Source organism: Blautia sp. An81 (assembly GCF_002161285.1).
In the GTDB taxonomy this organism is placed as follows: Bacteria; Bacillota; Clostridia; order Lachnospirales; family Lachnospiraceae; genus Blautia; species Blautia ornithocaccae.
Map to the genome: position 1 here is coordinate 11,759 of NZ_NFHH01000003.1, position 25,013 is coordinate 36,771.

The 25,013-nt window shown below is 44.4% G+C and carries 26 protein-coding genes and 1 pseudogene; 22 read left to right on the top strand and 5 right to left on the bottom strand.

Annotated elements, in window-relative coordinates; all coding sequences use genetic code 11:
- Positions 1-15: 15 nt before the first annotated feature.
- The 4 genes from atpD to ilvC all read left to right on the top strand — a co-directional run bounded on the left by atpD (position 16) and on the right by ilvC (position 3,659).
- The gene (gene atpD, locus B5G33_RS03490; protein WP_087271240.1) at positions 16-1,407 is read left to right on the top strand and encodes a F0F1 ATP synthase subunit beta; all 1,392 of its coding nucleotides are present in this window, start codon (positions 16-18) and stop codon (positions 1,405-1,407) included.
- Between the two features lie 13 nt (positions 1,408-1,420).
- Positions 1,421-1,831 (top strand): ATP synthase F1 subunit epsilon, encoded by a 411-nt coding sequence (gene atpC, locus B5G33_RS03495; RefSeq protein WP_087416907.1) that lies wholly within the window; start codon positions 1,421-1,423, stop codon positions 1,829-1,831.
- Between the two features lie 240 nt (positions 1,832-2,071).
- Positions 2,072-2,590 carry an acetolactate synthase small subunit gene (gene ilvN / locus B5G33_RS03500; RefSeq protein WP_087271238.1) on the top strand — a complete coding sequence of 173 codons (519 nt, stop codon included), beginning with the start codon at positions 2,072-2,074 and terminating at the stop codon, positions 2,588-2,590.
- 55 nt (positions 2,591-2,645) lie between these two features.
- Positions 2,646-3,659 carry a ketol-acid reductoisomerase gene (gene ilvC / locus B5G33_RS03505; RefSeq protein WP_087271235.1) on the top strand — a complete coding sequence of 338 codons (1,014 nt, stop codon included), beginning with the start codon at positions 2,646-2,648 and terminating at the stop codon, positions 3,657-3,659.
- A gap of 119 nt (positions 3,660-3,778) precedes the next feature.
- On the opposite strand, the gene B5G33_RS03510 is transcribed toward ilvC, so the two are convergent.
- Positions 3,779-4,690, bottom strand: coding sequence for a LysR family transcriptional regulator (locus tag B5G33_RS03510; protein ID WP_087271231.1), 912 nt, complete (start codon positions 4,688-4,690; stop codon positions 3,779-3,781).
- Between the two features lie 148 nt (positions 4,691-4,838).
- Between B5G33_RS03510 and leuC the strand changes: the two genes are divergently transcribed.
- Both leuC and leuD read left to right on the top strand, forming a co-directional pair.
- Positions 4,839-6,107 carry a 3-isopropylmalate dehydratase large subunit gene (gene leuC, locus B5G33_RS03515; RefSeq protein ID WP_087271228.1) on the top strand — a complete coding sequence of 423 codons (1,269 nt, stop codon included), beginning with the start codon at positions 4,839-4,841 and terminating at the stop codon, positions 6,105-6,107.
- 13 nt (positions 6,108-6,120) lie between these two features.
- Positions 6,121-6,612 (top strand): 3-isopropylmalate dehydratase small subunit, encoded by a 492-nt coding sequence (leuD, locus tag B5G33_RS03520; RefSeq protein ID WP_087416771.1) that lies wholly within the window; start codon positions 6,121-6,123, stop codon positions 6,610-6,612.
- A gap of 151 nt (positions 6,613-6,763) precedes the next feature.
- Here the strand turns inward: leuD and B5G33_RS03525 are convergent.
- From B5G33_RS03525 to B5G33_RS03535, 3 genes and pseudogenes are all read right to left on the bottom strand, one after another.
- Positions 6,764-6,874 (bottom strand): annotated as a pseudogene (locus B5G33_RS03525) (MerR family DNA-binding transcriptional regulator); the annotation flags it as partial.
- Positions 6,875-7,012: 138 nt separating this feature from the next.
- Positions 7,013-7,798 (bottom strand): ABC transporter permease subunit, encoded by a 786-nt coding sequence (locus B5G33_RS03530; RefSeq protein WP_087416772.1) that lies wholly within the window; start codon positions 7,796-7,798, stop codon positions 7,013-7,015.
- On the bottom strand, positions 7,795-8,676 hold the full coding sequence (locus tag B5G33_RS03535) for an ABC transporter ATP-binding protein (RefSeq protein ID WP_087416773.1): 882 nt from the start codon (positions 8,674-8,676) through the stop codon (positions 7,795-7,797). Before B5G33_RS03535 ends, B5G33_RS03530 begins: the two co-directional genes overlap by 4 nt.
- Before the next feature lie 137 nt (positions 8,677-8,813).
- Between B5G33_RS03535 and B5G33_RS03540 the strand changes: the two genes are divergently transcribed.
- The 4 genes from B5G33_RS03540 (at position 8,814) to B5G33_RS03555 (ending at position 13,730) form a co-directional block, all read left to right on the top strand.
- Positions 8,814-9,482 carry a response regulator transcription factor gene (locus B5G33_RS03540; protein ID WP_087416774.1) on the top strand — a complete coding sequence of 223 codons (669 nt, stop codon included), beginning with the start codon at positions 8,814-8,816 and terminating at the stop codon, positions 9,480-9,482.
- A 3-nt stretch (positions 9,483-9,485) separates the two neighbouring features.
- Entirely contained in the window at positions 9,486-10,337 is an 852-nt protein-coding gene (locus tag B5G33_RS03545; protein ID WP_087271214.1) for a sensor histidine kinase, read from the top strand.
- Positions 10,338-10,455: 118 nt separating this feature from the next.
- On the top strand, positions 10,456-11,118 hold the full coding sequence (locus B5G33_RS03550; protein WP_087416775.1) for an ABC transporter ATP-binding protein: 663 nt from the start codon (positions 10,456-10,458) through the stop codon (positions 11,116-11,118).
- Positions 11,119-11,123: 5 nt separating this feature from the next.
- Entirely contained in the window at positions 11,124-13,730 is a 2,607-nt protein-coding gene (locus tag B5G33_RS03555) for an ABC transporter permease (RefSeq protein ID WP_087416776.1), read from the top strand.
- 116 nt (positions 13,731-13,846) lie between these two features.
- Here the strand turns inward: B5G33_RS03555 and B5G33_RS03560 are convergent, their stop codons facing one another.
- Entirely contained in the window at positions 13,847-15,460 is a 1,614-nt protein-coding gene (locus B5G33_RS03560; protein WP_087416777.1) for a mannitol dehydrogenase family protein, read from the bottom strand.
- A 331-nt stretch (positions 15,461-15,791) separates the two neighbouring features.
- Between B5G33_RS03560 and B5G33_RS21590 the strand changes: the two genes are divergently transcribed.
- The 12 genes from B5G33_RS21590 to B5G33_RS03620 all read left to right on the top strand — a co-directional run bounded on the left by B5G33_RS21590 (position 15,792) and on the right by B5G33_RS03620 (position 24,992).
- A complete protein-coding gene (locus B5G33_RS21590; protein ID WP_164496690.1) occupies positions 15,792-15,935 on the top strand; it encodes a hypothetical protein in 144 nt (47 codons plus the stop codon).
- 34 nt (positions 15,936-15,969) lie between these two features.
- Positions 15,970-16,236: a hypothetical protein gene (locus tag B5G33_RS03570; protein WP_087416779.1), complete on the top strand. Its 267-nt coding sequence runs from the start codon at positions 15,970-15,972 to the stop codon at positions 16,234-16,236.
- Positions 16,170-16,538, top strand: coding sequence for a hypothetical protein (locus B5G33_RS03575; protein WP_143276492.1), 369 nt, complete (start codon positions 16,170-16,172; stop codon positions 16,536-16,538). Before B5G33_RS03570 ends, B5G33_RS03575 begins: the two co-directional genes overlap by 67 nt.
- 187 nt (positions 16,539-16,725) lie before the next feature.
- Positions 16,726-17,085 (top strand): hypothetical protein, encoded by a 360-nt coding sequence (locus B5G33_RS03580; protein ID WP_087416781.1) that lies wholly within the window; start codon positions 16,726-16,728, stop codon positions 17,083-17,085.
- Between the two features lie 213 nt (positions 17,086-17,298).
- Positions 17,299-17,679 carry an EF-Tu/IF-2/RF-3 family GTPase gene (locus tag B5G33_RS03585; protein ID WP_087416782.1) on the top strand — a complete coding sequence of 127 codons (381 nt, stop codon included), beginning with the start codon at positions 17,299-17,301 and terminating at the stop codon, positions 17,677-17,679.
- A gap of 15 nt (positions 17,680-17,694) precedes the next feature.
- Positions 17,695-18,117 (top strand): N-acetyltransferase, encoded by a 423-nt coding sequence (locus B5G33_RS03590; protein ID WP_087416783.1) that lies wholly within the window; start codon positions 17,695-17,697, stop codon positions 18,115-18,117.
- Positions 18,118-18,139: 22 nt separating this feature from the next.
- A complete protein-coding gene (locus B5G33_RS03595) occupies positions 18,140-18,442 on the top strand; it encodes an LPS biosynthesis protein (protein ID WP_087416784.1) in 303 nt (100 codons plus the stop codon).
- A gap of 119 nt (positions 18,443-18,561) precedes the next feature.
- Positions 18,562-19,299: a CRISPR-associated endoribonuclease Cas6 gene (gene cas6, locus B5G33_RS03600; protein WP_087416785.1), complete on the top strand. Its 738-nt coding sequence runs from the start codon at positions 18,562-18,564 to the stop codon at positions 19,297-19,299.
- Positions 19,300-19,318: 19 nt separating this feature from the next.
- Complete coding sequence (gene cas8a1, locus B5G33_RS03605; RefSeq protein WP_087416786.1) at positions 19,319-20,689, top strand: type I CRISPR-associated protein Cas8a1/Csx8; 1,371 nt, start codon at positions 19,319-19,321, stop codon at positions 20,687-20,689.
- Positions 20,690-20,691: 2 nt separating this feature from the next.
- Complete coding sequence (gene cas7i / locus B5G33_RS03610; RefSeq protein WP_087416787.1) at positions 20,692-21,573, top strand: type I-B CRISPR-associated protein Cas7/Cst2/DevR; 882 nt, start codon at positions 20,692-20,694, stop codon at positions 21,571-21,573.
- A gap of 24 nt (positions 21,574-21,597) precedes the next feature.
- Positions 21,598-22,674: a CRISPR-associated protein Cas5 gene (gene cas5 / locus B5G33_RS03615; RefSeq protein ID WP_087416908.1), complete on the top strand. Its 1,077-nt coding sequence runs from the start codon at positions 21,598-21,600 to the stop codon at positions 22,672-22,674.
- 74 nt (positions 22,675-22,748) lie between these two features.
- Positions 22,749-24,992, top strand: coding sequence for a CRISPR-associated helicase/endonuclease Cas3 (locus B5G33_RS03620; RefSeq protein ID WP_087416788.1), 2,244 nt, complete (start codon positions 22,749-22,751; stop codon positions 24,990-24,992).
- Positions 24,993-25,013: the final 21 nt, after the last annotated feature.

Consider the following 25,013-nt stretch of genomic DNA (forward strand, 5'->3'; position numbering starts at 1 on the left):
AGGTTTCCTTTTATTATGAATAAAGGTAAAATCGTACAGGTCATGGGGCCTGTAGTAGACGTTGAATTTGAAAACCAAGACCTTCCGTACATCAAAGATGCCCTGACCGTAGAAGTAAACGGCAAAAAGCTGGTCATGGAGGCAGCTCAGCATATTGGAAACAACACTGTACGCTGCATCATGCTGGCCTCCAGTGACGGTCTTTGCAAGGACATGGAAGTAACTGCCACCGGAGCAGGCATTTCTGTTCCTGTAGGAAAGGAAACCCTGGGACGTCTATTCAACGTTCTGGGACAGGCTATTGATGGCGGAGAACAGTTAGACGACAGCAAACATTGGGTCATCCACAGAGACCCGCCTTCTTTTGAGGATCAGAGCCCGGTAGTGGAAATCCTGGAAACAGGAATTAAGGTTATCGACCTGCTGGCTCCTTATGCAAAAGGCGGTAAGATTGGTCTTTTCGGCGGCGCCGGTGTTGGTAAGACCGTATTGATTCAGGAGCTGATCAGCAATATTGCCACAGAACACGGCGGATATTCTATCTTCACCGGTGTTGGAGAACGTTCCCGTGAGGGTAATGACTTGTGGACAGAGATGAAAGAATCCGGAGTTCTGGAAAAGACCGCTCTGGTATTCGGACAGATGAATGAGCCCCCTGGCGCACGTATGCGCGTGGCAGAGACAGGTCTGACCATGGCAGAATATTTCCGTGATGAGGAGCATCAGAACGTGCTTCTGTTCATTGACAATATTTTCCGTTTTACACAGGCCGGTTCTGAAGTGTCTGCGCTTCTGGGACGTATGCCTTCTGCAGTAGGCTATCAGCCTACGCTGGCTACAGAAATGGGCGAGCTTCAGGAGCGTATCGCTTCTACAAAAAATGGTTCTGTAACTTCCGTACAGGCAGTTTATGTTCCTGCCGACGACCTTACAGACCCGGCTCCTGCAACAACTTTTGCTCATCTGGATGCAACAACGGTTCTTTCCAGAAAGATCGTGGAACAGGGTATCTATCCGGCGGTGGACCCGCTGGAATCTACCTCCCGTATTCTGGAAGCAGACGTAGTGGGTGAAGAACACTATGAGGTTGCCAGAAAGGTACAGGAATATCTTCAGAAATACAGTGAACTTCAGGACATCATTGCCATCCTGGGTATGGAAGAACTTTCAGAGGATGACCGTATGGTAGTGGCAAGAGCCAGAAAGATCCAGAGATTTTTGTCTCAGCCGTTCCATGTGGCTGAGGTATTTACCGGTATTCCGGGAAAATATGTCCCGCTGAAAGAGACCATCAGGGGCTTTAAGATGATCCTTGACGGAGAGATGGATGAGTATCCGGAAAATGCGTTCTTCAATGTAGGAACTATCGACGAGGTCATAGAAAAGGCAAAACAGGAAACTATGTAAGGGGTGCATGGATATGAATACATTTGGTATGAATGTGGTTGCCAGTGATAAAACCTTTTATCAGGGCAGAGGAGTCAGCATTACCCTTCCGGCAAAAGACGGAGGAATCACGATTCTGGCTCACCATGCAGATATGATGGTTGCCATTGTGCCCGGTGAGATAAAAATTGAGACTGAGGGCGGAGAAAAGATGACAGCTGTCTGCGGAGGCGGTTTTGCACAGGTGATCAATAATCGTGTGACTGTGTTAGTAGAGAGTATTGAACGTCCTGAGGATATTGACGTAAAGCGTGCCCAGGAAGCTCTGGAGAGAGCTCAGGAACAGCTCCGACAGAAACAAAGTCTCCAGGAATACTATATTTCAAAACAGGCTCTGTCCAGGGCTATGGCCCGTATGAAGGCTACCAGAGACAGAGGAATCTGAAAGAACAGAGAAAGGCTTCATGACGGTAAACTGATGTTGGATCAGGAGTGTCGCTATGGAGTCTTTTTCTTTGTAAAATAAGGCTTAGAATAAGATATTACTTAGAATTATATATTGCATACTAATTAGTTATAACGATGGGATTTCATTGACAAAGGCCTGGATAGTTGGTAGAATGTCAACAAAAGTTAGCCGAAGAAATCAGGAAAGCTGATTTCTGGGCATGAGAGAAGGTGCTGTATGAATAAACAGGTATTATCAATTCTGGTAGAGAATACAGCCGGTGTACTCAGCAGGGTGTCCGGTCTGTTCAGCCGCCGGGGTTACAGTATTGACAGCATATCTGCAGGGGTTACCAAAAATCCCCATTATACCCGTATGACAGTGGTCTGCAATGGGGACGCGCTTATTTTGGAACAGATTACCAGACAGGTAGAGAAGCTGGAAGATGTTCTTTCTGTAAAGGTCCTGGAAGATGGACAGAGCGTAAGGCGGGAGCTTATGCTGGTAAAGGTAAAGGTCCTGCCGGAACAGAGACCTGGCGTCACTACCATTGTAGATATTTTCAGAGGCAATATTGTAGATGTGAGCAAAGATTCCATGATCATTGAGGTTACAGGAGACAAGTCCAAGCTGGAGGCTTTTCTGGATCTGTTGGACGGATATGAGATACTGGAAACTGCGCGAACCGGTATTACCGGCTTGTCCAGAGGTTCTGACGGAATTTGCCGTCCGATTCCCGAAGACGAGAATGAATAAGGTTATTAGAGATTTTATCCCTAACATACAAAATATTATCTAGGAGGAAGAAAAAATGGCAGTAAAAATTTATTATCAGGAAGATTGCAACATGGCATTGTTAGAGGGCAAGACCATCGCCATTATCGGTTATGGCAGCCAGGGACATGCTCATGCTTTAAACTTAAAGGAATCCGGATGTAATGTTATCGTAGGTCTTTATGAAGGCTCCAGATCCTGGGCAAAGGCTGAAAAACAGGGCTTCCAGGTTTACACAGCAGCAGAGGCAGCTAAGAAAGCTGATATCATCATGATCCTGATCAATGATGAGAAACAGGCAAAATTATATAAAGAGTCTATTGAGCCAAACCTGGAAGAGGGCAACATGCTGATGTTTGCTCATGGTTTTGCTATCCACTTCGGACAGATCAAACCTCCTGCAAATGTAGACGTTACTATGATCGCTCCTAAGGCTCCTGGCCACACAGTAAGAAGCGAATACCAGATTGGAAGAGGAACTCCATGTCTGGTAGCTGTTGAGCAGGATTACACAGGAAAGGCAAAAGATATGGCTCTGGCTTATGCCGCAGCTTTAGGCGGAGCAAGAGCAGGTGTTCTGGAGACTACCTTCAAGGTAGAGACAGAGACAGACCTTTTCGGAGAGCAGGCTGTACTTTGCGGCGGTGTTACTGCCTTAATGAAAGCCGGATTTGAGACTCTGGTAGAAGCAGGATATGCTCCTGAAAATGCTTACTTTGAATGTATTCATGAGATGAAACTGATCGTAGACCTGATCTATGAAAGCGGATTCAAGGGAATGAGATATTCTATCTCCAACACAGCAGAATTCGGCGATTACATCACAGGACCAAAGATTGTTACAGACGAGACAAAGAAAGCTATGAAACAGATCCTGTCCGATATCCAGGACGGTACTTTCGCAAAAGACTGGATTCTGGAGAATCAGTCAGGCTGCATGCACTTCAATGCTATGAGAAAGAGAGAAGCTTCTCATCAGTTAGAAGAGGTAGGAGAAGAGCTGCGTAAACTGTATAGCTGGAATGGTAAAGAAAAACTTATCGACAACTAAAAAATATAAATAAAAAGAAAAAGAACCGCTTGCAGAAGCTGGAAGATTTTCCGGTTTCTGTGGGCGGTTCTTTTTGCTTTGTGGAATTATAGAAATTCTATAAAGAAGTTCGGGAGAACTTACACTTCCTCAAAGGATCCTGTTCTCTGCCGATAGAAATTAATAAATTCCTGAACCGCGGTGGTCTGTTGGATATTCTCCAGATAGGCAAATCCAATTTCTCTTTTTCGGATGGGAGAATCCAGAGGAATCTCCACCAGAGTTCCCTCCCGGAGTTCTTTTTCCACAAACTGGCGGATCACGCAGGCCACACCAAGACCAATCTTGGCGAATTCAATGAGCAGGTCCATGGTAGAAACTTCCAGAAGATTGTTGGTTTCTATATGAAAAAGTGACAGGTAATCGTCAATATACTGCCGGGTGATATTTTCCTTGTCCAGAAGCATAAGGGTGGCGGATTTCAGAATATCCTCCCGATTGTTTGTACGCAGGGAGAGATTATCCAGATAGGACTGGGTGGCCACGAAAATATCCTCGATCTCTCCAAGGGAATCGAAATGAATATGATGATACCGTTCTGGTTTTCCAATGAGACCCAAATCGATTTTGTTTTCCCGCAGAAGCTGAAGAGTATGGTAGGTAGACTGACATTCAATGGTGATCCGGATGTGAGGATGCTGGGCGATAAACTCCTTCAGATAGGGAAGAAGCATATATTTACACAAGGTAGAGGAAACGCCGATATGGAGGTGCCCGATTCCCAGTTCATTTATTTTTTTCAGCCGTTCCTCTCCTGTCTGAAGGGCGTAAAAGGCTCTCTGTACGTAGTCGTACAGGAGCTCTCCTTCTTCAGTAAGCTGTACCCCACGGGAGTTCCTGGAAAACAGTGTAACGTCCAGGCTCTGCTCCAGCTTCCGGATAGATTTACTGATGGCAGGCTGGCTGATAAAAAGCTCTGTGGCTGCTTTTGAGATATTTCCTGTATTTGCCACTGTATAAAAAACTTTATATAGGGATAGGTTCTGGTCCATAAGCACTCCTTTCTCTGACAGGAATAAACTGCAATGTTTATGAATTTAAGTTATGTCTGTCATGTTTAATATGTATTTCTATTATAACAAAACATATGTTAGAATGGCAATAGCAGAACAGGAAAAACAGTAGTAGGAGGCGAAAGCTATGGGAATGACAATGACACAGAAAATCCTGGCAGCCCATGCAGGATTGGATAAAGTAGAAGCCGGACAATTGATCGAGGCAGACCTTGATCTGGTACTGGGAAATGACATTACCTCTCCGGTGGCCATCCACGAAATGGACAAAATGACGGTAGATACAGTTTTTGATAAAGATAAAGTAGCCCTTGTTATGGACCATTTTATTCCAAACAAAGACATTAAATCCGCAGAACACTGTAAATGTGTGCGGGAGTTTGCCTGCCGCCATGATATTACCAATTACTTTGATGTAGGAGAAATGGGGATCGAGCATGCCCTTCTTCCGGAAAAAGGACTGACAGTGGCAGGGGATGCGATTATCGGAGCGGACTCACATACCTGTACTTACGGAGCTTTAGGGGCTTTCTCAACAGGAGTGGGAAGTACAGATATGGCAGCGGGAATGGCTACAGGAAAAGCCTGGTTTAAAGTGCCTTCCGCTATTAAGATCAACATTGTTGGAAAACCTTCCAAGTGGGTCAGCGGAAAAGATGTGATCCTTCATCTGATCGGGATGATCGGCGTAGATGGAGCGTTGTATAAATCTCTGGAATTCGTGGGGGAAGGTATTAAAAACCTTTCTATGGATGACCGTTTCACCATTGCAAATATGGCTATTGAGGCCGGCGCAAAGAACGGAATCTTCCCTGTAGATGAGCTGACAGAAGCTTATATGAAGGAACACTCCAGCCGTCCATACAAGATCTATGAGGCAGATGAGGATGCGGTTTATGATGAGGAATATACTATTGACCTCAGCACTCTGAAATCTACCATTTCCTTCCCACATCTTCCTTCCAACACCAGGACTATGGATCAGATCACAGAAGATGTGGTCATCGACCAGGCTGTGATCGGTTCCTGTACTAACGGAAGGATCGACGACTTAAGATGTGCCGCCAAGATCCTGGAAGGCAGAAAGGTGAAAAAAGGCGTCAGATGTATTGTGATCCCTGCCACTCAGCAGATCTATCTTCAGGCTATGGAAGAAGGCCTTCTGAAGATCTTTATTGAGGCAGGAGCAGTGGTAAGCACGCCGACATGCGGTCCATGCCTGGGCGGTTACATGGGCATCCTGGCAGCAGGAGAGAGATGTATCTCCACCACCAACCGGAACTTTGTAGGACGTATGGGCCATGTGGATTCTGAGGTATATCTGGCCAGCCCTGCGGTGGCAGCAGCCAGCGCAGTGACCGGAAAGATTTCTGTGCCGGAAGAACTGGGATTATAGGAGGAAATGAAGGATGAAAGCAAGCGGAACAGTTTTTAAATATGGAGACAACGTAGATACAGATGTTATCATTCCTGCAAGATACCTGAACTCTTCAGATCCGAAGGAACTGGCAACCCACTGTATGGAAGATATTGATAAGGAATTTGTGAATAAGGTGAAGAAAGGGGACATTATCGTAGCGGAGAAAAACTTCGGCTGCGGTTCTTCCAGAGAACATGCTCCCCTGGCGATCAAAGCCGCAGGAGTAAGCTGTGTAATCGCAGAGACCTTTGCCCGTATCTTTTACAGAAACGCTATTAACATCGGTCTCCCCATTATTGAGTGCCCGGAAGCCTCTAAAGGTATTGAGGCAGGAGATGAAGTAGAGGTAGATTTCGACACAGGAATCATTACAAACAAGACTAAGGGAACAACCTTTAAAGGTCAGGCATTCCCTGAATTTATGCAGAAGATCATTAAGGCTGAAGGATTAGTAAACTACATTAACAGCCAGCAGAAATAGCAGAGGATTTTAAATAAAATAAAGAGGGATAAGGAAATTGTTCAACGGCTGATAATTGGCTGTAATAACAGAAAGCGGATATATCGTGAGATGCGATATATCCGCTTTCTGTTGTATCTATTGTATTTACTCCTTGGAACAGTAAATCTCAATAGCCTGCTTCGGTTACTTTTGCAGGTTTTAAAAGGCCGATAGCATCATAATGGTGCAGTGTGCGCACACTTACTCCTGTGAGTTTGCTGACTTCATTTACTGTTCGCATAATTATCTCTCCCATGTAAAGATATCATAAACTATGACGTAACGTCAGAGTCAAGAGGCTCAAAAAAGTTTTCGCGAATAACTTTGGAAAAATCGGAAGGTAGTGAAACCAATTGTCCTGCAACTGGCTATTTATTTCCTACAAAATATCTTTTCGACTGTATTTCCAATAAGCAAGAAGTATTCCGATGATCCCATAGCCCATGCCCAGAATGACCAGATGCATATCCAGACTTACATTGGTGACGATATCGGTCCCTTCTGCATAGCCGAAGGGAGTGATATATTTTAAGAATTCGGCGGCCTCGGAGATGTTGGCAATGATATTAAAAAAATACAGGATAACTGCAATGCCCAGTCCGATTCCCAGGCTTCCCCTGCGCAAAAAAGCAGAGATGCCAAAGCAGATGCCGCCAATCTCAAGCTGAAGGAGAAAATAGGCCAGATGGAGAAGCAACAGTTCTTTCCATGGAATCTCTTCTCCAATCCAGACAACAGAAGCCAGGGATAGAAATAAGACAATTATGTTCAACAGGAAGAGCTGAAAAACTACAGCCAGCAGTTTCTCTGTAACAATGCGGCGGCGGGTTACCGGGTGAGTAAGAAGAAATTCGCCGGTATGGTCTTTTTCCTCTTTGGAAAGCATGGAAACAGCACAGAGAGCTGCAAACAGAGCTCCTCCCAGTCCAAGGATATTCCCGCATTCTATGGAATAAAAGCCCAGAAGGGTGCCAAAACTGACCTGATCCATGCCGAAAGCCTGGCTGAAGCTTCCCATTGAGGAAAAGGCATCACTGACTTCCTCCATCTCACTTTCCATTTCAGGAAAAAGAAAGATACAAACTGCCAGGAGAAATCCAATAGCTGCCGTCCAGATGAGTAAAGTATTTCTGCCCTGACGCATTTCATGTTTCAGGATTGTCATTGAATGTTGCCTCCTTCCGTATAGTAATGAAGAAAGATCTCTTCCAAATCTGGTTCAGAGATATTCAGATCCTTTATGGGATGGGAAGAAAGAACCTGGAGCAGCAGATTGATATCACCGCTGTAAAGAAAGCTGCTTTCCTCCTCTGTACTTTGCAGGTCCCGGATACCGTCAAGGCCTTCCGGAGTAAATTTTCCATGAACCGTTATCCGTTTTGCACTGGTCCGGGACAGCTCTTCTACGCTGCCTGAAGCTATGATCTGTCCCTTTCGGATAATGGCAGCCCGGCTGCAGTAGCGCTGGATCTCGGACAGGATATGTGAGGAAAGAAATACGGTCATGCCCTTCTGGTTTTTCTCCCGGAGAATAGAGAAAAATTCACGCTGCATGAGCGGATCCAGGCCACTGGTGGGCTCATCCAGGATACACAGCCGGGGCTCATGCTGAAGGGCGCAGACAATAGCTGCTTTTTTACGGTTTCCAAAGGAAAGTTCCTCTATTTTTCTGGAAGTATCTAACTGAAGTCTTTCGCATAGAAGCCTTCCGGCCTGCCGGCAGTCTTTTTTATGAAGGTCTGCAGATAGACGGAGAAGTTCCTTTACCCGCATTCCTGAATAGAAGACTGCCTCAGCAGGCAGATAACCGATCTGGGAGAGGATTTCTTTTTGATCCTTTACAATGTCCATTCCCAGGATAGAAGCTGTTCCCCTGCTTTTGCGGATAAGTCCCAGGAGGGTGCGGATGGTGGTGCTTTTTCCTGCTCCGTTAGGGCCGATAAATCCATAGAATTCTCCTTCTTCCACTTCCAGGTTCAGGTCCTGTATTCCCGGATTTTTTCCGTAAAATTTTGTCAGCCCGGAAGTCTTGATTGCTTTCATGTTATCCCCTCTTTCTGTTTCAGATTTGTTTCCAAAATAATATCATTTATGAATGGTATTGACAACGTTTTTCCCTTAGGATACCCTGTAACTGAAACAGGAATTTGATTTTAACTTACATAAATGGAGATATGAAGATGACGACCATCGGAATTGTGGAAGATGACAGACTTTTGAATGAAGCCCTGGCCAGAATGCTGGAAAAGAAGGGATATCATCCTCTCCGGGCCTATACTTTGGAAGAGGGGATGAAGCTTATCCGGCAGAAGCCGGAACTGATCATTCTGGATATTAACCTTCCTGACGGGGAGGGGACCAGGATCTGTCAGGCAGCCAGAGAGTACAGCAGGATTCCGGTGCTGTTTCTCACGGCCAGAGACGAAGAGGAAGATATGCTCCGGGCTTTTGATCTTGGAGCTGATGATTATCTGGTAAAGCCTTTTTCTATGGCAGTGCTGCTGAAACATGTGGAAGCGGTCCTCCGCAGGACACAGGGAGAGAAGGAAGTTTTTCTCTACCGGGGACTGACCATAGATCCGGAAAGAAAACAGGTGGCAAGGGAAGGGGAAGAGATCCGTCTCACCCCAAGGGAATATGCCCTTCTGGATCTGCTGGCCAGGAACCGGGGAAGAGTACTGACCAAGACCATGATCCTGGAACAGGTCTGGGACAATCAGGGAGCCTTTGTCGAGGAAAATACCGTGAATGTAACTTTAAACCGTCTGAAAAAGAAAATTGAGCCGGATCCGGAAAATCCTGTGTATATCCGGAATGTATTCGGCCTGGGCTATACTTTTGGAGATTAGAAGATGTTTCAGCTTCAGAACAGAAAAGAGATGGAGGCCTTATCGGAGGCCCTGGAAAAACTGATAAACGGAGAGGAACCAGAGACAGCGGGAATCAGCCAGGATACCCTGCCCTCCAAAGTCCGCAGCCAGATCCTCCGCCTGGGGGAAATCATGAAGGCAAAGGACCAGGCCCTGGGCAAAGAGAAGGAGGAGATCCGTGGGCTGATCGCAGATACTGCCCACCAGCTTCGGACCCCTCTGGCAAATATGGAAAGCTATCTGGAACTTCTGGAAACCATGGACTGGGAGGAAAAAGAGAGGGAGAATTATCTTCTGGCACTGAGAGAATCCCAGGAGAAGATCCGGTTCCTCACAGAAGGGCTGATCAAAATGGCCAGGCTGGAAAGCCGGATCATTCAGATCCGGAAGGAAGCCCGGGATCTTCAGGAGACCCTTTTGGAAAGTATCCTCCAGGTGAAAAAAGAGGCAGAGGAAAAACATATAGAGATCCGCCTGGAAATGACGGAGGGAGAACAGGCGCCCCATGACCGGCAGTGGCTGGGAGAGGCGGTGTATAACCTTCTGGATAACAGTGTAAAATATTCGGAAGAGTATGGACAGATCCTGATGACCGTTGTGAGAAATGAGATGTTTACAGAGATCCGGGTCTGTGACTGGGGCAGAGGGATCGAAGAAGGAGAGGAGAATCTGGTCTTCGGAAGATTTTACCGGGGAAAAAATGTATCCGGGGAGAAAGGATTCGGCCTGGGCCTGTACCTGGCCCGGGAGATCGTCCACCAGCATGGAGGCTTTCTGAGGCTGAAACGTCAGGAGCCGGGTCTTTCCGTAAGCATCTATCTGCCGGAAGAATAAGGAAAAGTTTTATGGCTGTAAGGAGTTTGTAAGTATTCCCTGATAGACTGAAAACAAAGGCAGCGATACATGGTTTTGTCAGACTGCTGCCATAGAAAAGAAACAGGGGGATACGGGTATGGAAATCTTAAGAACAGAAAATCTGAAAAAAATCTATAAAACCCTGTCAGGGGAAGTCCGGGCCCTGGACGGGGTTTCACTGTCTGTAGAAGAAGGAGAATTTGCAGCTATCGCAGGCTCTTCCGGAAGCGGCAAGACTACCCTTTTAAATATGCTGGGAGGTCTGGACTATCCTACCAGCGGGCAGGTCTTTATCAGGGGAAAAGCTCTGGGTGAAATGAATACAGAGGAGCTGACGGTATTTCGCAGAAGGAACATCGGCTTTGTGTTCCAGACGTATAATCTCCTTCCCATACTGAATGTAAAGGAGAATATTACCCTTCCTTTAAAGCTGGACGGGAGAAAGCCGGATACTGCTTTTCTGGAAGAGATCACGGACACCTTAAAGCTTCGGGAGAAGCTTCTGGACATGCCGGGAATGCTTTCCGGAGGCCAGCAGCAGAGAGTGGCTATTGCCCGGGCTTTAAGCACCAAGCCGGCGGTGCTGCTCTGTGACGAGCCTACCGGAAACCTGGATTCCAGGACCGGTATAGAGGTGGTGGGCCTTTTAAAAGCCAGTGCAGAAGCTTTTCACCAGACCATTCTATTAGTGACACACAACGAAGAGATTGCCCAGATGGCAGACCGGATTATCCGGATCGAAGACGGAAAGGTAAGGTGAGGGGGATGAGAAATAATAATCAGGAGATTGCCGCCCTTCTTGCCAGGGAAAGTTATAACAGTAATAAAAGCCGGAACCGAATCCTGACTGCCACTGTGGCCCTTACCGTTATGATGCTTTTCGGGGTTTTCAGTCTGGCAGTGGGGAAACTGGAAACAGATATCCTTTTGTATATGCGGAACAGCGGCACGGCGGCCTCTACCACCCTGGAACGGGGAAGCAAGGAACAGCAGGAGGAAATAGAAGCCCTTCCTTATATCAGGGCTGTAGGGAGCAGTGTATATATAGGAAATACAGAAGACTACAGCTGTGAAGTGCTGGATGAGACCGGCTGGGAGAAAATGACGGCTCCTGCCTATTCGGATATCCATGGGGAATATCCACAAAAGACAGATGAAATCATGCTTCCTGTCCGGGCCATGGAAGCGATAGGGATCCATGAGCCAGAGCTTGGTATGGAAATCCCAGCCGGCATTAACCTTCCAGGGGGAGAAAAACTGGAGAAGACCTTTATCCTGTCTGGATATTATACAGATTATTTGAACCCTGCTATATTCAGGCCGGCAGGGTACTTTTCTCAGGAATTTCTCCAGAGACTGTCTATAGATACAGCAGAAAATACCACTTTGCTCATTCAGCAGAAAGATAACATTGATGATGAAGCCATTGAGGATATGCTGTATCGGGATGTGGAAATGCGGGATGACAGCCAGCAGTTTTTCGGAGGGATTTCAATTTACAGGCAGGTTGTCTATGATCTGGCCGGAGGTTTTGATACGGCTGTCCTTATGGCTGGGCTGATCCTGTTTGGAGCGGCCATGCTCCTTTATAATGTTATGTATATTTCTCTTAGCAGGGATATCCGGCAGTACGGGCTGCTGAAAACCATGGGCACCACCAAAAGGCAGTTGAGATCTATTGTCCTTCGCCAGACCGGCAGGATCCTGGCAGGAGGCTGTGTCCTTGGAGGAGCAGCAGGAATCCTGATCACTGTAACCGTGATCCCCCGGCTCCTTTCCGGGATGTACCTGCAGGGTAGGGGAGAAACTTCTGCAATGATCGCCTTCCGTCCCTGGATCCTGGTCCTGGCCGTTGTTTTCGGGGGACTTGTGACCTTGTTAAGTTCTCTCTGGGCCATGAACCGGGTAGTAAAGATGTCGCCGGTGGAAGCGGTAAAATATACTGGCCAGAAAGAACCGCATCCGGAAAAAGCAGGGATCCGTAAATGCAAAAAGACAGGAGTGGACAGAAATCCAAAGAAATCTGCTGTGGAAAAGTCATGGGGGTATTCCGGGGGGATTCCGGCAATGGCCTGGAGGAATCTATTCCGGTTTAAAAGGCGTTTTATTCTTACCCTTCTTTCTCTGGGACTGGGAATCCTGATCTCTCTGGGGGCTGTGGTCCTTTCTGCAGGAACAGACCAGACCAATAAGATTAACCAGAGCCGTCCGGATTTTATGATCCAATGCCAGATGAATACAGGCATCGTAGAAAATTATCCGGCGGATGAAGTGTTTTTTCCGACAGAACTGCGGGAAAAATTTATCAGTCTGAAAGGCGTGGTGGAAAATGATACTGCCTGGGGAGGCTATGGGAAGGTAGATTTAGGAGAAGAAGCTCTCCAGGTATATACGGGAGATATGGAAAACAGAAATGGAGACGATGCGGTTGTGGTTCAGGTAGTCAGTGATCAGTGGCTGAAAGACCTGGAAAAACTGAAAGAAGAAAAAGATTTGTATATTGACCCGGAAAGTGTCCGGCAGGGAAATGGTCTGATTCTTCTCCATTATCATACGCTTTCCAGAATTGAGGAAGAAAAAGGAAAAGAAGATGTGGGGAAGGAATTCAGAGTTACAGATCTGACAGGGGAGCACTCCACGTCTATGAAATTTGCAGGATATCTGGATTATTGGGAGAAGGGTCTTGACCGGATGGCTACCACCTGGAACGGAGGAGGAATTCTTTATTTCCTGACAAGTGAAAAGGGATTTCAGAAACTGGGATTGAGGGAACAGGTTTTCCGTGTAGAGCTGGAGGCAGAAGAAGAGCAGGAACCTTTGCTGAAGGCAGAGATTGCTGACATGGTTTTCCGGTTTAACAAAGAGAGGGGAGTTATGGCAGAGACAGAAGAAATGGCACTGAATTCAGAAGCCTTAACCTATCATGCAAAATCCGATGAACTGGCGGCAGCGAGAGACTATATCACTTCCAGCAGGATTGTCATGGGAGCTCTGTGCACCCTTCTTCTCATGATGGGAATTGCTAATTATTTCAATGTGACCATGACCAGTCTGGCTATGCGCAGACGAGAGCTGGCAGTACTGGAAAGCCTGGGCCTTACCAGAAGACAGCTTCGGAAAATGCTCCTTCTGGAAGGAATCTTCACTGCGCTCCTTGTTACCCTGGGCGTGGTGACTATTGGAAGTTTTCTTTTGTGGGCGGAAGGGATTCTCATAAAACAAAGGCTTGCATACTTTGTTTTCCAATATCCGGCGCTGCTTCTGGTACTCTGTCTGGGGCTTCTGTTTATCCTCTGTGGGGCGCTGCCCCTGTCTATGTACAGGAAGACGGAAAAACAGCCGGTGGTGGAGCGGCTGAAGGTAATGGAATAAGAGAGACAAAAAGAGACCATTCCATAAAATCCGGAGCCTTATATAAAAAGGCAGGGTTTTAAGAAATGGTCTCTTTTATAACAATACATGATTTCCAGAGGGCAGTATCTATTGTCTTAGATGTATTTGTAAATGGTTGCCTTTACCGCACCTTTTCCAGCGATCATTTCCCGGAAAAATCCTTCGATCTTTTCTCCCAGGCCGTTTTTATAAAGGTCTGTGAAGAAAATTTTCTCGTTGGAGAGGATTGGTTTTAACTGGTCTTTAAGAGTTTCCGGCTTTCCGATCACAATATCCTGGAAAGCCCGGGTGAGTTCTTCTGCCATGGGATCAGGGGCCAGGGTGTAGGAATTTCCCTGGTCGTCTACACCCAGCATATACCGGAGCCACCCGGCAATGCCCAGGGGAATGGCAGTAAGTCTTTCGGCACTGCCGTATTTGGCGGTATAAGCTTTGATGGTTTCTCCGAAGCGGACTCCAAGGCCCTGAGATTCATCTGTGACAATACGCAGGTTGGTGTCCAGAAGGTATTCATTTACAAAGCGAAGCTGGAACAGCTCATCTGCAAAATTTTTAGGGCTGAGGATACCGGGATCCGGTACCATAGGCATACCCTCGTCATAAGCCACCATTTTTGCCAGTTTCATCAGTTTTGGATCGTGATTGATCAAAGTGGCAAAGTATTCTTCTCCCAGCAATACCCCCAGGGGAGCAACAGCAGAGTGAACCGGGTTTAACAGAGCAGTGACTTTCATACGCTCGGATTTATTCACGGTGTCCCGGCTTCCCAGATAGACGCCTTTTCCTTTTTCAAGAGCCGGACGCCCATTGGGAAAATGATCCTCAATGACCAGATACTGGGGATCTTCTCCGTTTACAAACGGTGCGATGTAGGTTCTTTTAGAAGTTTCTACTGGCTCCATATCTTCCACGCCCAGAGCCTTCAGATCAGCGGCAATGACCGGATTGGGACGGGGTGTGATCTTATCGATCATAGTCCAGGGGAAGGAGACTTTATCTTCATTTTCCACATAGTCGGCAAATCCCTGATCTACATACCCCCTTTTCAGCCATTCCTCTGTCATGGTCAGCACAGAACTGCGGAGAAGGCTGCCGTTTTGTGAACAGTTGTCCATAGACACCAGGGCAAGAGGCGTACCGCCTTTTTTGTACCGTTCCAGAAGCATGGATGTAACTATGGCCATGGCCCCTGTGGCTCTGTCGGGACCATGATCAATGTCTGCCTGGACATAAGGAAGGTATTTCCCCTCTGCGTTGGTCAGGGCATAGCCTTTTTCCGTGATGGTGAAGGACACCAGCTGCAAAGAGGGGGAAACAAAAATTTCTTTCAGACGGTTCCATTGTTCCGGATCTGTACTCTGTGCTTTTACAGCCTCCCCAAAAGCTCCAAGAACTTTGTAATCTCTGGTTCCGTCTGTATTCAGGACAACACTGAGGCCCAGATTATCGAAGGGACGATAGATCTTGTCTACTACATCATAGTCAAAAGTTTCTACACAAGTGAGAGCCGTGTCCAGTTCTCCGTTTTCCAGCAGTCCGTCAGCGATACTGCCGATGAAAATACGGAAAATATTGCCGATCCCCAAATGGGCCCATCTGGGAGCTGCCTGTGCTTTGCAAGAAGCTTTTTCCACATCATAGCCGGGTAAAGCAATGTCGGCGGCTTCCCAGTCTGATGAGTTTTTGATTCCTTCCAGTGATAGTTTCATGTTGTTTTCCTCCGATTTATCTTTCCTGCATATACAGTACAGGAGATATATTAAATGTATAATAACACAAAATATACAGGAAATATACAAGAAAAATGTGTGGAAAAAGGTTGACATCAGAGATATAAGTATTATAATAGTTGTACCTGATCAGGAAATTGAATATGATCATCTGAGGACGGACAGCCGCAGCTGCGAGTCGAGAAGATGTCGGGTGCGCCCGGTTATTGTAAAAGATAACCGGGCGCATTTTTTATATGTTTATGCCCGGACATAGGTCAAGGGAATATGCTTTTATTCACATATTGGAGATTAGAAAGGATGAACAGACATGGAATATTTACAGAGAATCCGATTGTTAAGAGACAGACTTCACCGTCTGGAAGTAAATGACAGAAACAATTATGGCGTATGCCAGAAGATAAGGCGGGAGATTGAAACACTTGAAAGAGAAGCGCAGGAGAAAGATTCCTGAACTTGTAAATAGAAAAAGCGGAGGAGCATACATTATGGAGAGAGAGAATTCCAGAAACGGCATGGAAACTTTGAAAAGAGAGCCTGTTTCACGGCTGCCTTACAGAATCCGGCTGTTAGAGGATTTCCCGCCCTTATATGCCGGGCCGGGAAGAGAATATGTGAAAATGGGAACTATATCAGACGACCAGCGGCTGGAGATTATTGAAGAGCGCTGGGGAAAAGGACAGGAATTATGGGGAAGACTGAAATCCAATGCGGGATGGATTCTTCTGGAAAATGTGGAGAGAGCTATTATCTGAGAGTCCTGCAGATACTGGAATGTTATTTTCATGATCAACACTGGAAGGCCCTTTTTCTGAAAGGGGGATGCTACTGGCTGGCTGAACTTCTGCACCAGGGGATCAGAGATTCCAAAATCGTGATCAACCGGGTGGAGGAGCACTGTGCAGTTGCCTTTAATCATGGAATATATGATGTCACAGGACGGATATCGGGAAAAAATTTTCATATTGCCAGCCCACGGGAGATAAGCTTTATGAAGAAAAATTATATCCCGCAGTTTAATACAGAAAAACTTGAGAGATACCTGGAAATGTTATGATCTTTATATTCCAATGGGAATCCTGTATTCTTTGTGAATGGACAAAGAATACAGGATTTTTCTATGGGTAAGTATAGTAAGGCTGAAAAAATACGATGGCAGACCAAGTAAGGGTCTGTTATAATGGATTTAGCGGCAGAAATCGTTTATATGCATTTTTGAAATCCGGGAGGAAGAAACAAAGAATATGGAAGTGAAAGATTTTATAGAAGGGGTTTTAATAACCGGGGGCTCATGGATCTGCGCTGTTGTTCTGATAGGACTTCCCATAAAAACATGGTCTTATAAAAATAAGAGAAAATATCAGCATTATAAAATAAAACTGGAAAAATTTGAAGAATCCCAGCGGAAGGACTATAGTTATCCTGTTTATAAGTATACAGATGAATGGGGGCAGAAGCAGCTTTTTCATGATAAGAAAAGCTTGGTCCACAAGGAGACCTGGACGGAAGCCTGTATGCTTGCGAAGCAAAAGATCTGTTTGTGGATCGGAAAACTGGTAAGGGAACTACGGTGCATTTCTTCGGAGGTGCGGCTATTGCCATGATAATCTGTGGCATATGCGCTTTTCTGACTGCTGTATTCGCTACGGTTTTTATGATACAGGAATTCCTGAAGATAGCAGGATAGAGAAAATGCAGGAGTTCATGAAAATAGATATAAGAAGGGAGAAAAATATGCAGAAAAGAAATCTATAGATACATTTCCCCATTTTCTGGCAGATATGTTGGATTCTTTTCTGTGATTTCAGGAGGTTTCTATGGGATTATTTGGAAAAAGTAAAAAGGAAAAAGAAGCAGAATATATGGAGCGGATCAATGTGCCCCGGTGTCTGCAACAGGATTTCATCATGAAGGTAGGAGGAGTTTTTGCTATTGCCGGAAACGGAACGGTAGTGGCAGGAAGGATTGAATCCGGTATGTGCAGGGTAGGAGAGACTGCCTTTATCCTCCAGAACGGAACGGCCTTAGAGGTAGTGATCACAGGAATAGACCTGCGGACAAAAGAGCGGAAACCAAACCGTGCCGCCTATGCTACCGAGCAGGTAGGGATCGCTCTTCGAGGCGTCAGCAAGGAACAGGTACAGCCGGGAGCGGTCCTGGCGATCAAAAACGGCGGAAAATATGAAATGCAGAGCTGACAGAGGGTAACATACATGATCAGGAAAATGGAAAAAGAAGATCTGGACAGAGTTTCCAAAATCTGGCTGGATACGAATATAAAAGCCCATGATTTTATACCGTCTCAATACTGGAAGAATAATTATGAGCCGGTAAAAGAAATGCTTCCCCAGGCAGAAGTCTATGTCTGGGAGGAGAACGGGCAGATCCAGGGCTTTGTGGGCCTGTACGAGGATTATATTGCAGGAATTTTTGTCCTGGAACAGGTACAGTCCAGGGGAATCGGCGGGCGGCTTCTGGATCATATCAAAGCAAGAAAGCCCCATTTAAGTCTGAAGGTCTATCAGAAAAATATCCGGGCAGTAAAATTCTATAAACGGGAAGGATTCCAGATAAAAATGGAATCTGCAGACCAGGAGACCGGAGAGAAGGAATACACCATGGAGTGGCATTCCTGAAAAAACGAAGGAGGAAACCAGAATGATCATTGAGAATCATCCGAAACAGTTGGCGGCAATGGAGGAATTTCATAAAGGAAACCGGGCAGAAGGACTTCGTCTTCAGGAAGAGTTTGCAGCCCAGTTCAGAGAAGAATATAAGGATAAGGACCACTGTCCCTGCAAGAAAGCCTGCCGTTATCATGGAAACTGCAAAGAATGTGTGGCTATACACAGGGCCCACCAGGAACATGTGCCCAATTGCATGCGGCCTATGCTGAATAAAAAATTTAAGATTTTATCGGAATTAACAGAACATACTCTGGCAAAGGAAATCATTGGATAGATATAGAATGGAGCATACCATCATGTGCAGGGGTTCATAATGCCTGCTAAAAGTTCTATATATTCAATTTGAAATATTAAGAATAAAACCGATATGAATCAAGAAAGGAGAACAGTAAGATGAGGTTAGAATTAATTCTCTCGCTTAAGTATCCCAGGCTGCCTGTCGATAATAAGCGAATCTGGATTTCTTTTCTAAAAAATTGTCTGGCAAAAAGTGGAGACGGAAGGTTTTACAAGCAATATTTTGAAGGAACACCTACGAAAGATTACACATTTAGTATAATTCTTCCTGATCCTAAATTTCAAGATAATATTGTTGTATTTGCTAAGAATAGTCTGAAAATGATATTCTCAGCAGATGATAGAAAGAAAACAGGGCTGATTTTTTTTCAGGCATTTATCCAGGAAAAAGGAAAAGAATTTCCTTTGCCTGATGGAAATGTAATGAAACTGGAAAAAATTATACAGATTCCGGAAAAGCTGATCACATCGGATAGAGTTGTATTTCGGACCGCAGTAGGGGGCGGATTTGTAATTCGCAGCCATAACAAAGAGACGAATAAAGACCGCTTTTATTCGTTTGAAGATGAAGGATTCTCTGCACAGATGAAAGAAGTTCTTAAATATCAGGCTGTGAGTGCAGGATTTAGGGAAGCGGATGGAGAGAATATAGAATTTACACCTATCCGATGCAGGAAGGTTTTGGTAAAGCAGTACCGAGTTCTGGTGGATTGCACCTGCGGTATTTTCGAGCTGCATGGAAATCCGGAACTTCTGCAATACTTCTATCAGGCAGGCATTGGATCCAAACATTCCATGGGATACGGGATGCTGGATGTTCTGTCGGAAAGATGATTGAGGGGAGGCGGAAGATGTGAGACTAAGTAATGACAACGAAAAGTTTGATACATGTCTGACAGCATCGGATTGGCGGTATTCTGCTGCGATTGTTGGTCTGTGCAAATATTTTAAATTTTATAAACATGAGCTGAAATATGAATTTTCCGATGATTATCTGAAATTCAACGCAGCGGATATAACAGAAGATCGGTATTTGAAATTTGCAGAGGGGTATTTTGAAGATCAGTTTCAACACAGAGAACTGGAAAAGTATATGAATCTCGAAAGTTGGTCGGAAGATCAGACAAAGCGGATCAACGAACTTCTGCGAGGTAATTCCGTTATGAAAAAGGTATTCGGAAAGATAAAGTTTGACGGAGAAAATGCAGAAGAAATCAGGAAACTGATACAGATAAACCGCAGTGAATTGATCCGGGAGACTTTTCGAAATAAATCAAATTTATATAAGAATTTTGCAAATCCAGGGCAATTGTTTAAAGAGGGAGGGATCTGCTGCCGCCTATGGGGGTATTACGTAGATGGCGTAAGGAAAACAAAAGCATTATCTTATAATTTTGATGTGAATACATTTGTTTCGCAAGATAATTCTCTTTTTGATTTTATACCTTTTGCGTTTTGGGGAGACAGAGAAGTCTTTTTTGTTAATGATAATTTTTCACTCGAACAGTTGGTTCGTACAAATGAGACGCTGGAAAAACAGGTACAGATGCAGGTTACGGAAGAGCAGAAAAGCAAGAGTGCAAGAAAAGTATTGTTTAAAACAATTCAGGAGACGGCAGATTTTCTGAATTACAGCGTGGAAGTTATAACAAAGCAAAGGGACGCAGAATTTTTTGAGACTATGTATGTGCGGAAAGAAAGTATAAAAATTTTGCGGAAATTGAACGTGTATGAGCCGTTTTGTTTTTCAGTAAAGATAAATGACAATTACTATCTTGACGTACAGAAAAAGGTGACGGAATGCATTTTGAATCTGGTACGGACAGATGAGCTTATCGAGTTTTTCTTAAAGCGGGATGCGAGACGTGATATCCAGAGCGATTCAGAATACTTGGTTTCGCTGTTGATCAGAGTCAATATTTTAATTTGTGGAGGTGGAGAGATGAATCAAGCAATGAGAGGGGCATATGCCTGTGCAAAAGAGGTTGTTAGTGCAATTCCGGAAAACAAATATAAGGCATATCGTCAAAAACTGACGAGTGCAGTCGTGTTTAAAGATTACGACAGATGTTGCCAGATATTGCTGCAATTGTCTAATTACAGTGGGGTGACATTTGATTTCGTATATAATCTCTTTGAAGATTTCGACAAAAACAAGGACGTGATATACACATTTATTAATGCTTTAACGAGCAAAAAAGAGAAGATTAAGCAGGAGGGATAACAATGAAAAAGAATGCACTCACATTAACAGTAGTTGCCAATATGACATCTAACTACTCAGAAGGACTGGGGAATATTGCCAGCGTACAGAAAGTATTTAAAAACAAAAAGGTCTATACGATAAGGAGCCGGGAAAGTTTAAAGAATGCGGTTATGGTCCAGGCGGGAATGTATGATGACCTTCAGACGGAAGTGGATGGCGCTACGCAGAAACTGGTGACACCAGAATTAAATGCGGCAACTTGCCGGGCGCTGGAAGGCGGTTATATGAGTACAAAGGGGACTACATATGTGCGGAAGAGTTCCGTATATTTTACAGACGCGATTGCCTGTGAGAGCTTTGTGAATGAGACACGCTTCCACAACAATCTTTATCTGGCTGGAAATTATGCAAAGGCGCAGGGGAAAAATATTCAGAACGATGCAGATGGTGTCGGATTAATGCCGTATCAGTATGAGTATGATAAATCTTTGAAAGTTTACAGCATGACGATAGATCTGGGCATGGTTGGAAAGGATGAAAATTTTGACGCCGAAGCTTCTCCAGAAGAAAAGGCTGCCAGAATCGAATATCTTCTGCGGGCGGTGGAAACTCTGAGCCTTGTGGTCAAAGGAAATCTTGATAATGCCGAGCCGGTGTTTGTTGTTGGCGGACTGAGCGAAAGAAAGACGCATTATTTTGAAAATGTAGTCCATGTAGAGGAAGACCGGCTCATTATGTCAGATGACCTGAAAGAAAAGCTTGGTCAGGGGTATCGGGCAGGCCTGCTTAAGAGCAGAGTTTTTCTGAATGAGGATGAGATCGAAGAAGAACTTCATCCAATGTCTGTTCCTGCATTCTTTAACGCATTAGTCGAAGATGTAAAAGCATATTATGGCGTTTAATAAAAGGGAAAGCAGGTGATGCAGATGAAAGCGCTGCGTTTGGTGATTCATCAGTCCAGTGCAAATTATAAGCGTGAGGAAACGGTGGATAATAAAATGACGTATCCGCTTCCGCCGTTTTCAACAGTGATCGGTGCACTGCATAATGCATGTGGATATCGCGAGTATAAAGAGATGGATATCAGTATCCAGGGGCGGTTTGGTTCTATGCACAGAGAACCCTACACAGACTACTGCTTTTTGAATTCTACTCAGGATGACAGGGGGATCCTGGTTAAGATGAGAAATGCAGATATGCTTTCCAATGCGTATGACAGAGTGGCAAGCGCGAAAAAGCCACAGGGGAACAGCTTCCGGAATGGAATAACAATTCAGGTGCATGATCAGAAATTGCTGGATGAATATAGAGAGTTAAAAGATTTAAATGATGAAATATCAGAGTTTAAGAAAAACAGATTTAATCCGGTGATGGCACTTTTGAAAAGAAGGAAAAAAGCTCTTTCTGAAAAAAAGAAAGCATTGGGAAAAGGAAGTGGCCAGTTTTGCGGGGTAGAAAGAAGAGAGAAAGAACTCAAAGCTGCAGAAAAACTGATGAAAGAGAGAATGGAACAATTCCAAAGTGAAAGATATACGATTCCAATCTCTAAATTCAGAACACTCACAAAGTCCATGAAGTTTTATGAGGTTTTGGATGATATTGAACTTATCATTCATGTCCGGGCATCGGATGAGGTTCTGAATGACATTTTTGAACATAGGTTTGATATTAAAAGTATAGGGAGAAGTGAAGATTTTATTTCTCTTGAAGAGGCAAAACTGGTCGAACTGCAGGAAGATGCAGAGGATGAAATCGACAGTGATTATTCTGCATATGTAGATAAAAACCTGGTAGATGACGAAAAAATATTATTGGACAGCAAGTATGAAGAATCGGGTGGAACGCTGTATTTCTTGAACAAGAACTATGAAGTTGTAGCGGGAAAACGTATTTTTAAGAAGAAAAAAGCACTTTATGTATCAGGATATTCGGCAGAGGGATTTGGCGACGGCCTTTATCTGGATGCAGACGGAAATAAGAAATATATTGTTAATTTCTTTTAAGGATAAAAGGGCAGCAGGAAAAACTGCTGCTCTTAATGCAATAAACTGGTACACAGGCAGAGGGGCAAGAGGATATGAAGGATGGAACATTTTGGGCAAAACCGGATGAAACAATAGAAGAGCATGTAGAAAAGCTACTGATAGAACTGGAGCGGATGAAAAGCTATGGATATATACAGGATGATGAGTTATACAGATTGGTAAGGATTGCCTGTATACATCATGATGACGGAAAGGCAAATCCTGAGATGCAAAACAGACTTGCAAAGGCGAAATGCGGGCAGCATATTTTGTTTAATCAGGACAAAGAAATCCCCCATAACGTGCTTTCTGGATTTTTTTTAAATCCAGATCAATTCGATGGATTCGAAGACCCAAAGCTGGAATATTACAGGGTTCTGTTTGCAATTCTTTATCATCATGATTATGGAGATCCGATTGAAATCTTGGAAGAAAATAAAGAATTGATTTCTTCTCTTCTTGCGGGATTCTGTATATATGATATTAATAAACGGAGTACGAGAAAAAGGATTAAAAAGATGATAAATGATCCTGCTGCGATTAAAATTAAAGGAATCTTACATCTATGCGATTACAGCGCAAGCGGTGGATACGTTTCTGAATATCCAAATGATTTTCTGGATACTTCTATGGAAAATGTCAGAATGCTGTGGCGTCAGCATAATCCGGAAGCGGATTGGAATGAACTGCAGGCCTTTTGCGGCGAGAGGCAGGATGACAATGTAATTGTGGTGGCACAGACTGGAATGGGGAAGACAGAAGCAGGATTTCGGTGGATCGGAAACCATAAAGGATATTTTATCCTTCCTCTGAGAACGGCGATCAATGCAATGTATGACAGGGTGAAGGAAACAATTTTGCTTAATAAAGATATTGATACAAGGCTTGCGGTCCTTCATTCTGAGTCATTGGAATATTACGCAAAACAATCGGAAGGAACTATCGATTTAATTGAATATGAAAATCGGGGAAAGCATTTGTCTATACCGCTTAGTATATCGACTCTTGATCAGTTGTTTGATTTTGTTTTTAAGTATCAGACTTATGAACTGAAGTTGACAACGCTTTCTTTCTCCAAGATCGTAATAGATGAAATACAGATGTATGATCCGGAACTGCTGCGCTATTTAATCACTGGATTAAAGCAAATTGTCAGCATGGGAGGGAAAGTTGCGGTCATGACCGCGACATTGCCTCCGTTTATCAAAGATTTTCTGATGGAAAATATTCCATTCAAAAAAGAAAATATTGCAACATTCGTAAATGATTCTATCCGTCATCATTTGGAAATCCGGGATCGAAAGATCAATGCAGAAGATATTGAGGAATTTTACCGCAGAAACTGCAGATCAGGAGAAGCAGGGAAAATACTGGTCGTATGCAATACGATACGAAAAGCGCAGGAGCTGTATGAAGAATTGAAGGAGAATCTGGGAGGCCAGGATGTACATATTCTTCACAGCCGTTTTATACGGAGAGAGAGAGCGGTATTAGAAAAAGAGATTCTGGACTTTGGGAAGACTTTTGATGAAAACAGGAAGATTGACCGCAGATCGGGGATCTGGATATCAACATCACTTGTAGAGGCGAGCCTGGACATTGATTTTGATTATCTTTTTACAGAACTTTACGAACTCAGTTCGCTGTTTCAAAGACTGGGAAGGTGTAACCGTAAAGGGGTAAAATCAATAGCGGGGCCGAATTGTTTTGTGTATACACAGATTGATGCGGAGCATCTGACCGGGACACCGCATGGGTTTATCGACAGAACCTTATTCGAACTGTCAAGATCAGCACTGAACGAGGTGAATGGAATACTCAGTGAAGCACAAAAGATAGAGTTGATCAATAAATATTTTACAACTGAGAATGTGCGGGGGAGTGAGTACTTGAAGAAATATGGCGACGTTGACTGGATCGAAGGGATACAGCCATATCAGTTTGAAAAAAACGAGTTTGATCTGAGAAATATCTTGTCAGAAACAGTGATCCCGAGTCCGATTTACGAAAGACACAGACAGGAGATTGAGTCTGCTGCAGAAAAAGCATCGGATATGACACGAAATTATATTGAACGGATGAAAGAGAAAGAAAAAATCATGCAATATGCGCTGAGTGTCCCGTATTGGTATTGGACGAAGTATCAATCTGCGGTCCGGCAGGGAAAAGCATGTTCGTTTGCGCCTGTTAAACTTAGCAGAAGAGAACAGATTCCGGTAATGGAATGTGTGTATGATGAGGCGGGTTTTCATCAAATGAATTTCCAAGATCAGACAGGAATGGGAATTATCCTTTAATGTGTGTTTTGCTGAAAGGAA

What these genes read in the sequence shown, in the direction of transcription:
- atpD (WP_087271240.1), top strand. Translation starts at nt 16, where the DNA reads ATGAATAAAGGTAAAATCGTACAGGTCATGGGGCCTGTAGTAGACGTT.
- atpC (WP_087416907.1), top strand. Translation starts at nt 1,421, where the DNA reads ATGAATACATTTGGTATGAATGTGGTTGCCAGTGATAAAACCTTTTAT.
- ilvN (WP_087271238.1), top strand. Translation starts at nt 2,072, where the DNA reads ATGAATAAACAGGTATTATCAATTCTGGTAGAGAATACAGCCGGTGTA.
- ilvC (WP_087271235.1), top strand. Translation starts at nt 2,646, where the DNA reads ATGGCAGTAAAAATTTATTATCAGGAAGATTGCAACATGGCATTGTTA.
- B5G33_RS03510 (WP_087271231.1), bottom strand. Translation starts at nt 4,690, where the DNA reads ATGGACCAGAACCTATCCCTATATAAAGTTTTTTATACAGTGGCAAAT.
- leuC (WP_087271228.1), top strand. Translation starts at nt 4,839, where the DNA reads ATGGGAATGACAATGACACAGAAAATCCTGGCAGCCCATGCAGGATTG.
- leuD (WP_087416771.1), top strand. Translation starts at nt 6,121, where the DNA reads ATGAAAGCAAGCGGAACAGTTTTTAAATATGGAGACAACGTAGATACA.
- B5G33_RS03530 (WP_087416772.1), bottom strand. Translation starts at nt 7,798, where the DNA reads ATGACAATCCTGAAACATGAAATGCGTCAGGGCAGAAATACTTTACTC.
- B5G33_RS03535 (WP_087416773.1), bottom strand. Translation starts at nt 8,676, where the DNA reads ATGAAAGCAATCAAGACTTCCGGGCTGACAAAATTTTACGGAAAAAAT.
- B5G33_RS03540 (WP_087416774.1), top strand. Translation starts at nt 8,814, where the DNA reads ATGACGACCATCGGAATTGTGGAAGATGACAGACTTTTGAATGAAGCC.
- B5G33_RS03545 (WP_087271214.1), top strand. Translation starts at nt 9,486, where the DNA reads ATGTTTCAGCTTCAGAACAGAAAAGAGATGGAGGCCTTATCGGAGGCC.
- B5G33_RS03550 (WP_087416775.1), top strand. Translation starts at nt 10,456, where the DNA reads ATGGAAATCTTAAGAACAGAAAATCTGAAAAAAATCTATAAAACCCTG.
- B5G33_RS03555 (WP_087416776.1), top strand. Translation starts at nt 11,124, where the DNA reads ATGAGAAATAATAATCAGGAGATTGCCGCCCTTCTTGCCAGGGAAAGT.
- B5G33_RS03560 (WP_087416777.1), bottom strand. Translation starts at nt 15,460, where the DNA reads ATGAAACTATCACTGGAAGGAATCAAAAACTCATCAGACTGGGAAGCC.
- B5G33_RS21590 (WP_164496690.1), top strand. Translation starts at nt 15,792, where the DNA reads ATGGAATATTTACAGAGAATCCGATTGTTAAGAGACAGACTTCACCGT.
- B5G33_RS03570 (WP_087416779.1), top strand. Translation starts at nt 15,970, where the DNA reads ATGGAGAGAGAGAATTCCAGAAACGGCATGGAAACTTTGAAAAGAGAG.
- B5G33_RS03575 (WP_143276492.1), top strand. Translation starts at nt 16,170, where the DNA reads ATGGGGAAGACTGAAATCCAATGCGGGATGGATTCTTCTGGAAAATGT.
- B5G33_RS03580 (WP_087416781.1), top strand. Translation starts at nt 16,726, where the DNA reads ATGGAAGTGAAAGATTTTATAGAAGGGGTTTTAATAACCGGGGGCTCA.
- B5G33_RS03585 (WP_087416782.1), top strand. Translation starts at nt 17,299, where the DNA reads ATGGGATTATTTGGAAAAAGTAAAAAGGAAAAAGAAGCAGAATATATG.
- B5G33_RS03590 (WP_087416783.1), top strand. Translation starts at nt 17,695, where the DNA reads ATGATCAGGAAAATGGAAAAAGAAGATCTGGACAGAGTTTCCAAAATC.
- B5G33_RS03595 (WP_087416784.1), top strand. Translation starts at nt 18,140, where the DNA reads ATGATCATTGAGAATCATCCGAAACAGTTGGCGGCAATGGAGGAATTT.
- cas6 (WP_087416785.1), top strand. Translation starts at nt 18,562, where the DNA reads ATGAGGTTAGAATTAATTCTCTCGCTTAAGTATCCCAGGCTGCCTGTC.
- cas7i (WP_087416787.1), top strand. Translation starts at nt 20,692, where the DNA reads ATGAAAAAGAATGCACTCACATTAACAGTAGTTGCCAATATGACATCT.
- cas5 (WP_087416908.1), top strand. Translation starts at nt 21,598, where the DNA reads ATGAAAGCGCTGCGTTTGGTGATTCATCAGTCCAGTGCAAATTATAAG.
- B5G33_RS03620 (WP_087416788.1), top strand. Translation starts at nt 22,749, where the DNA reads ATGAAGGATGGAACATTTTGGGCAAAACCGGATGAAACAATAGAAGAG.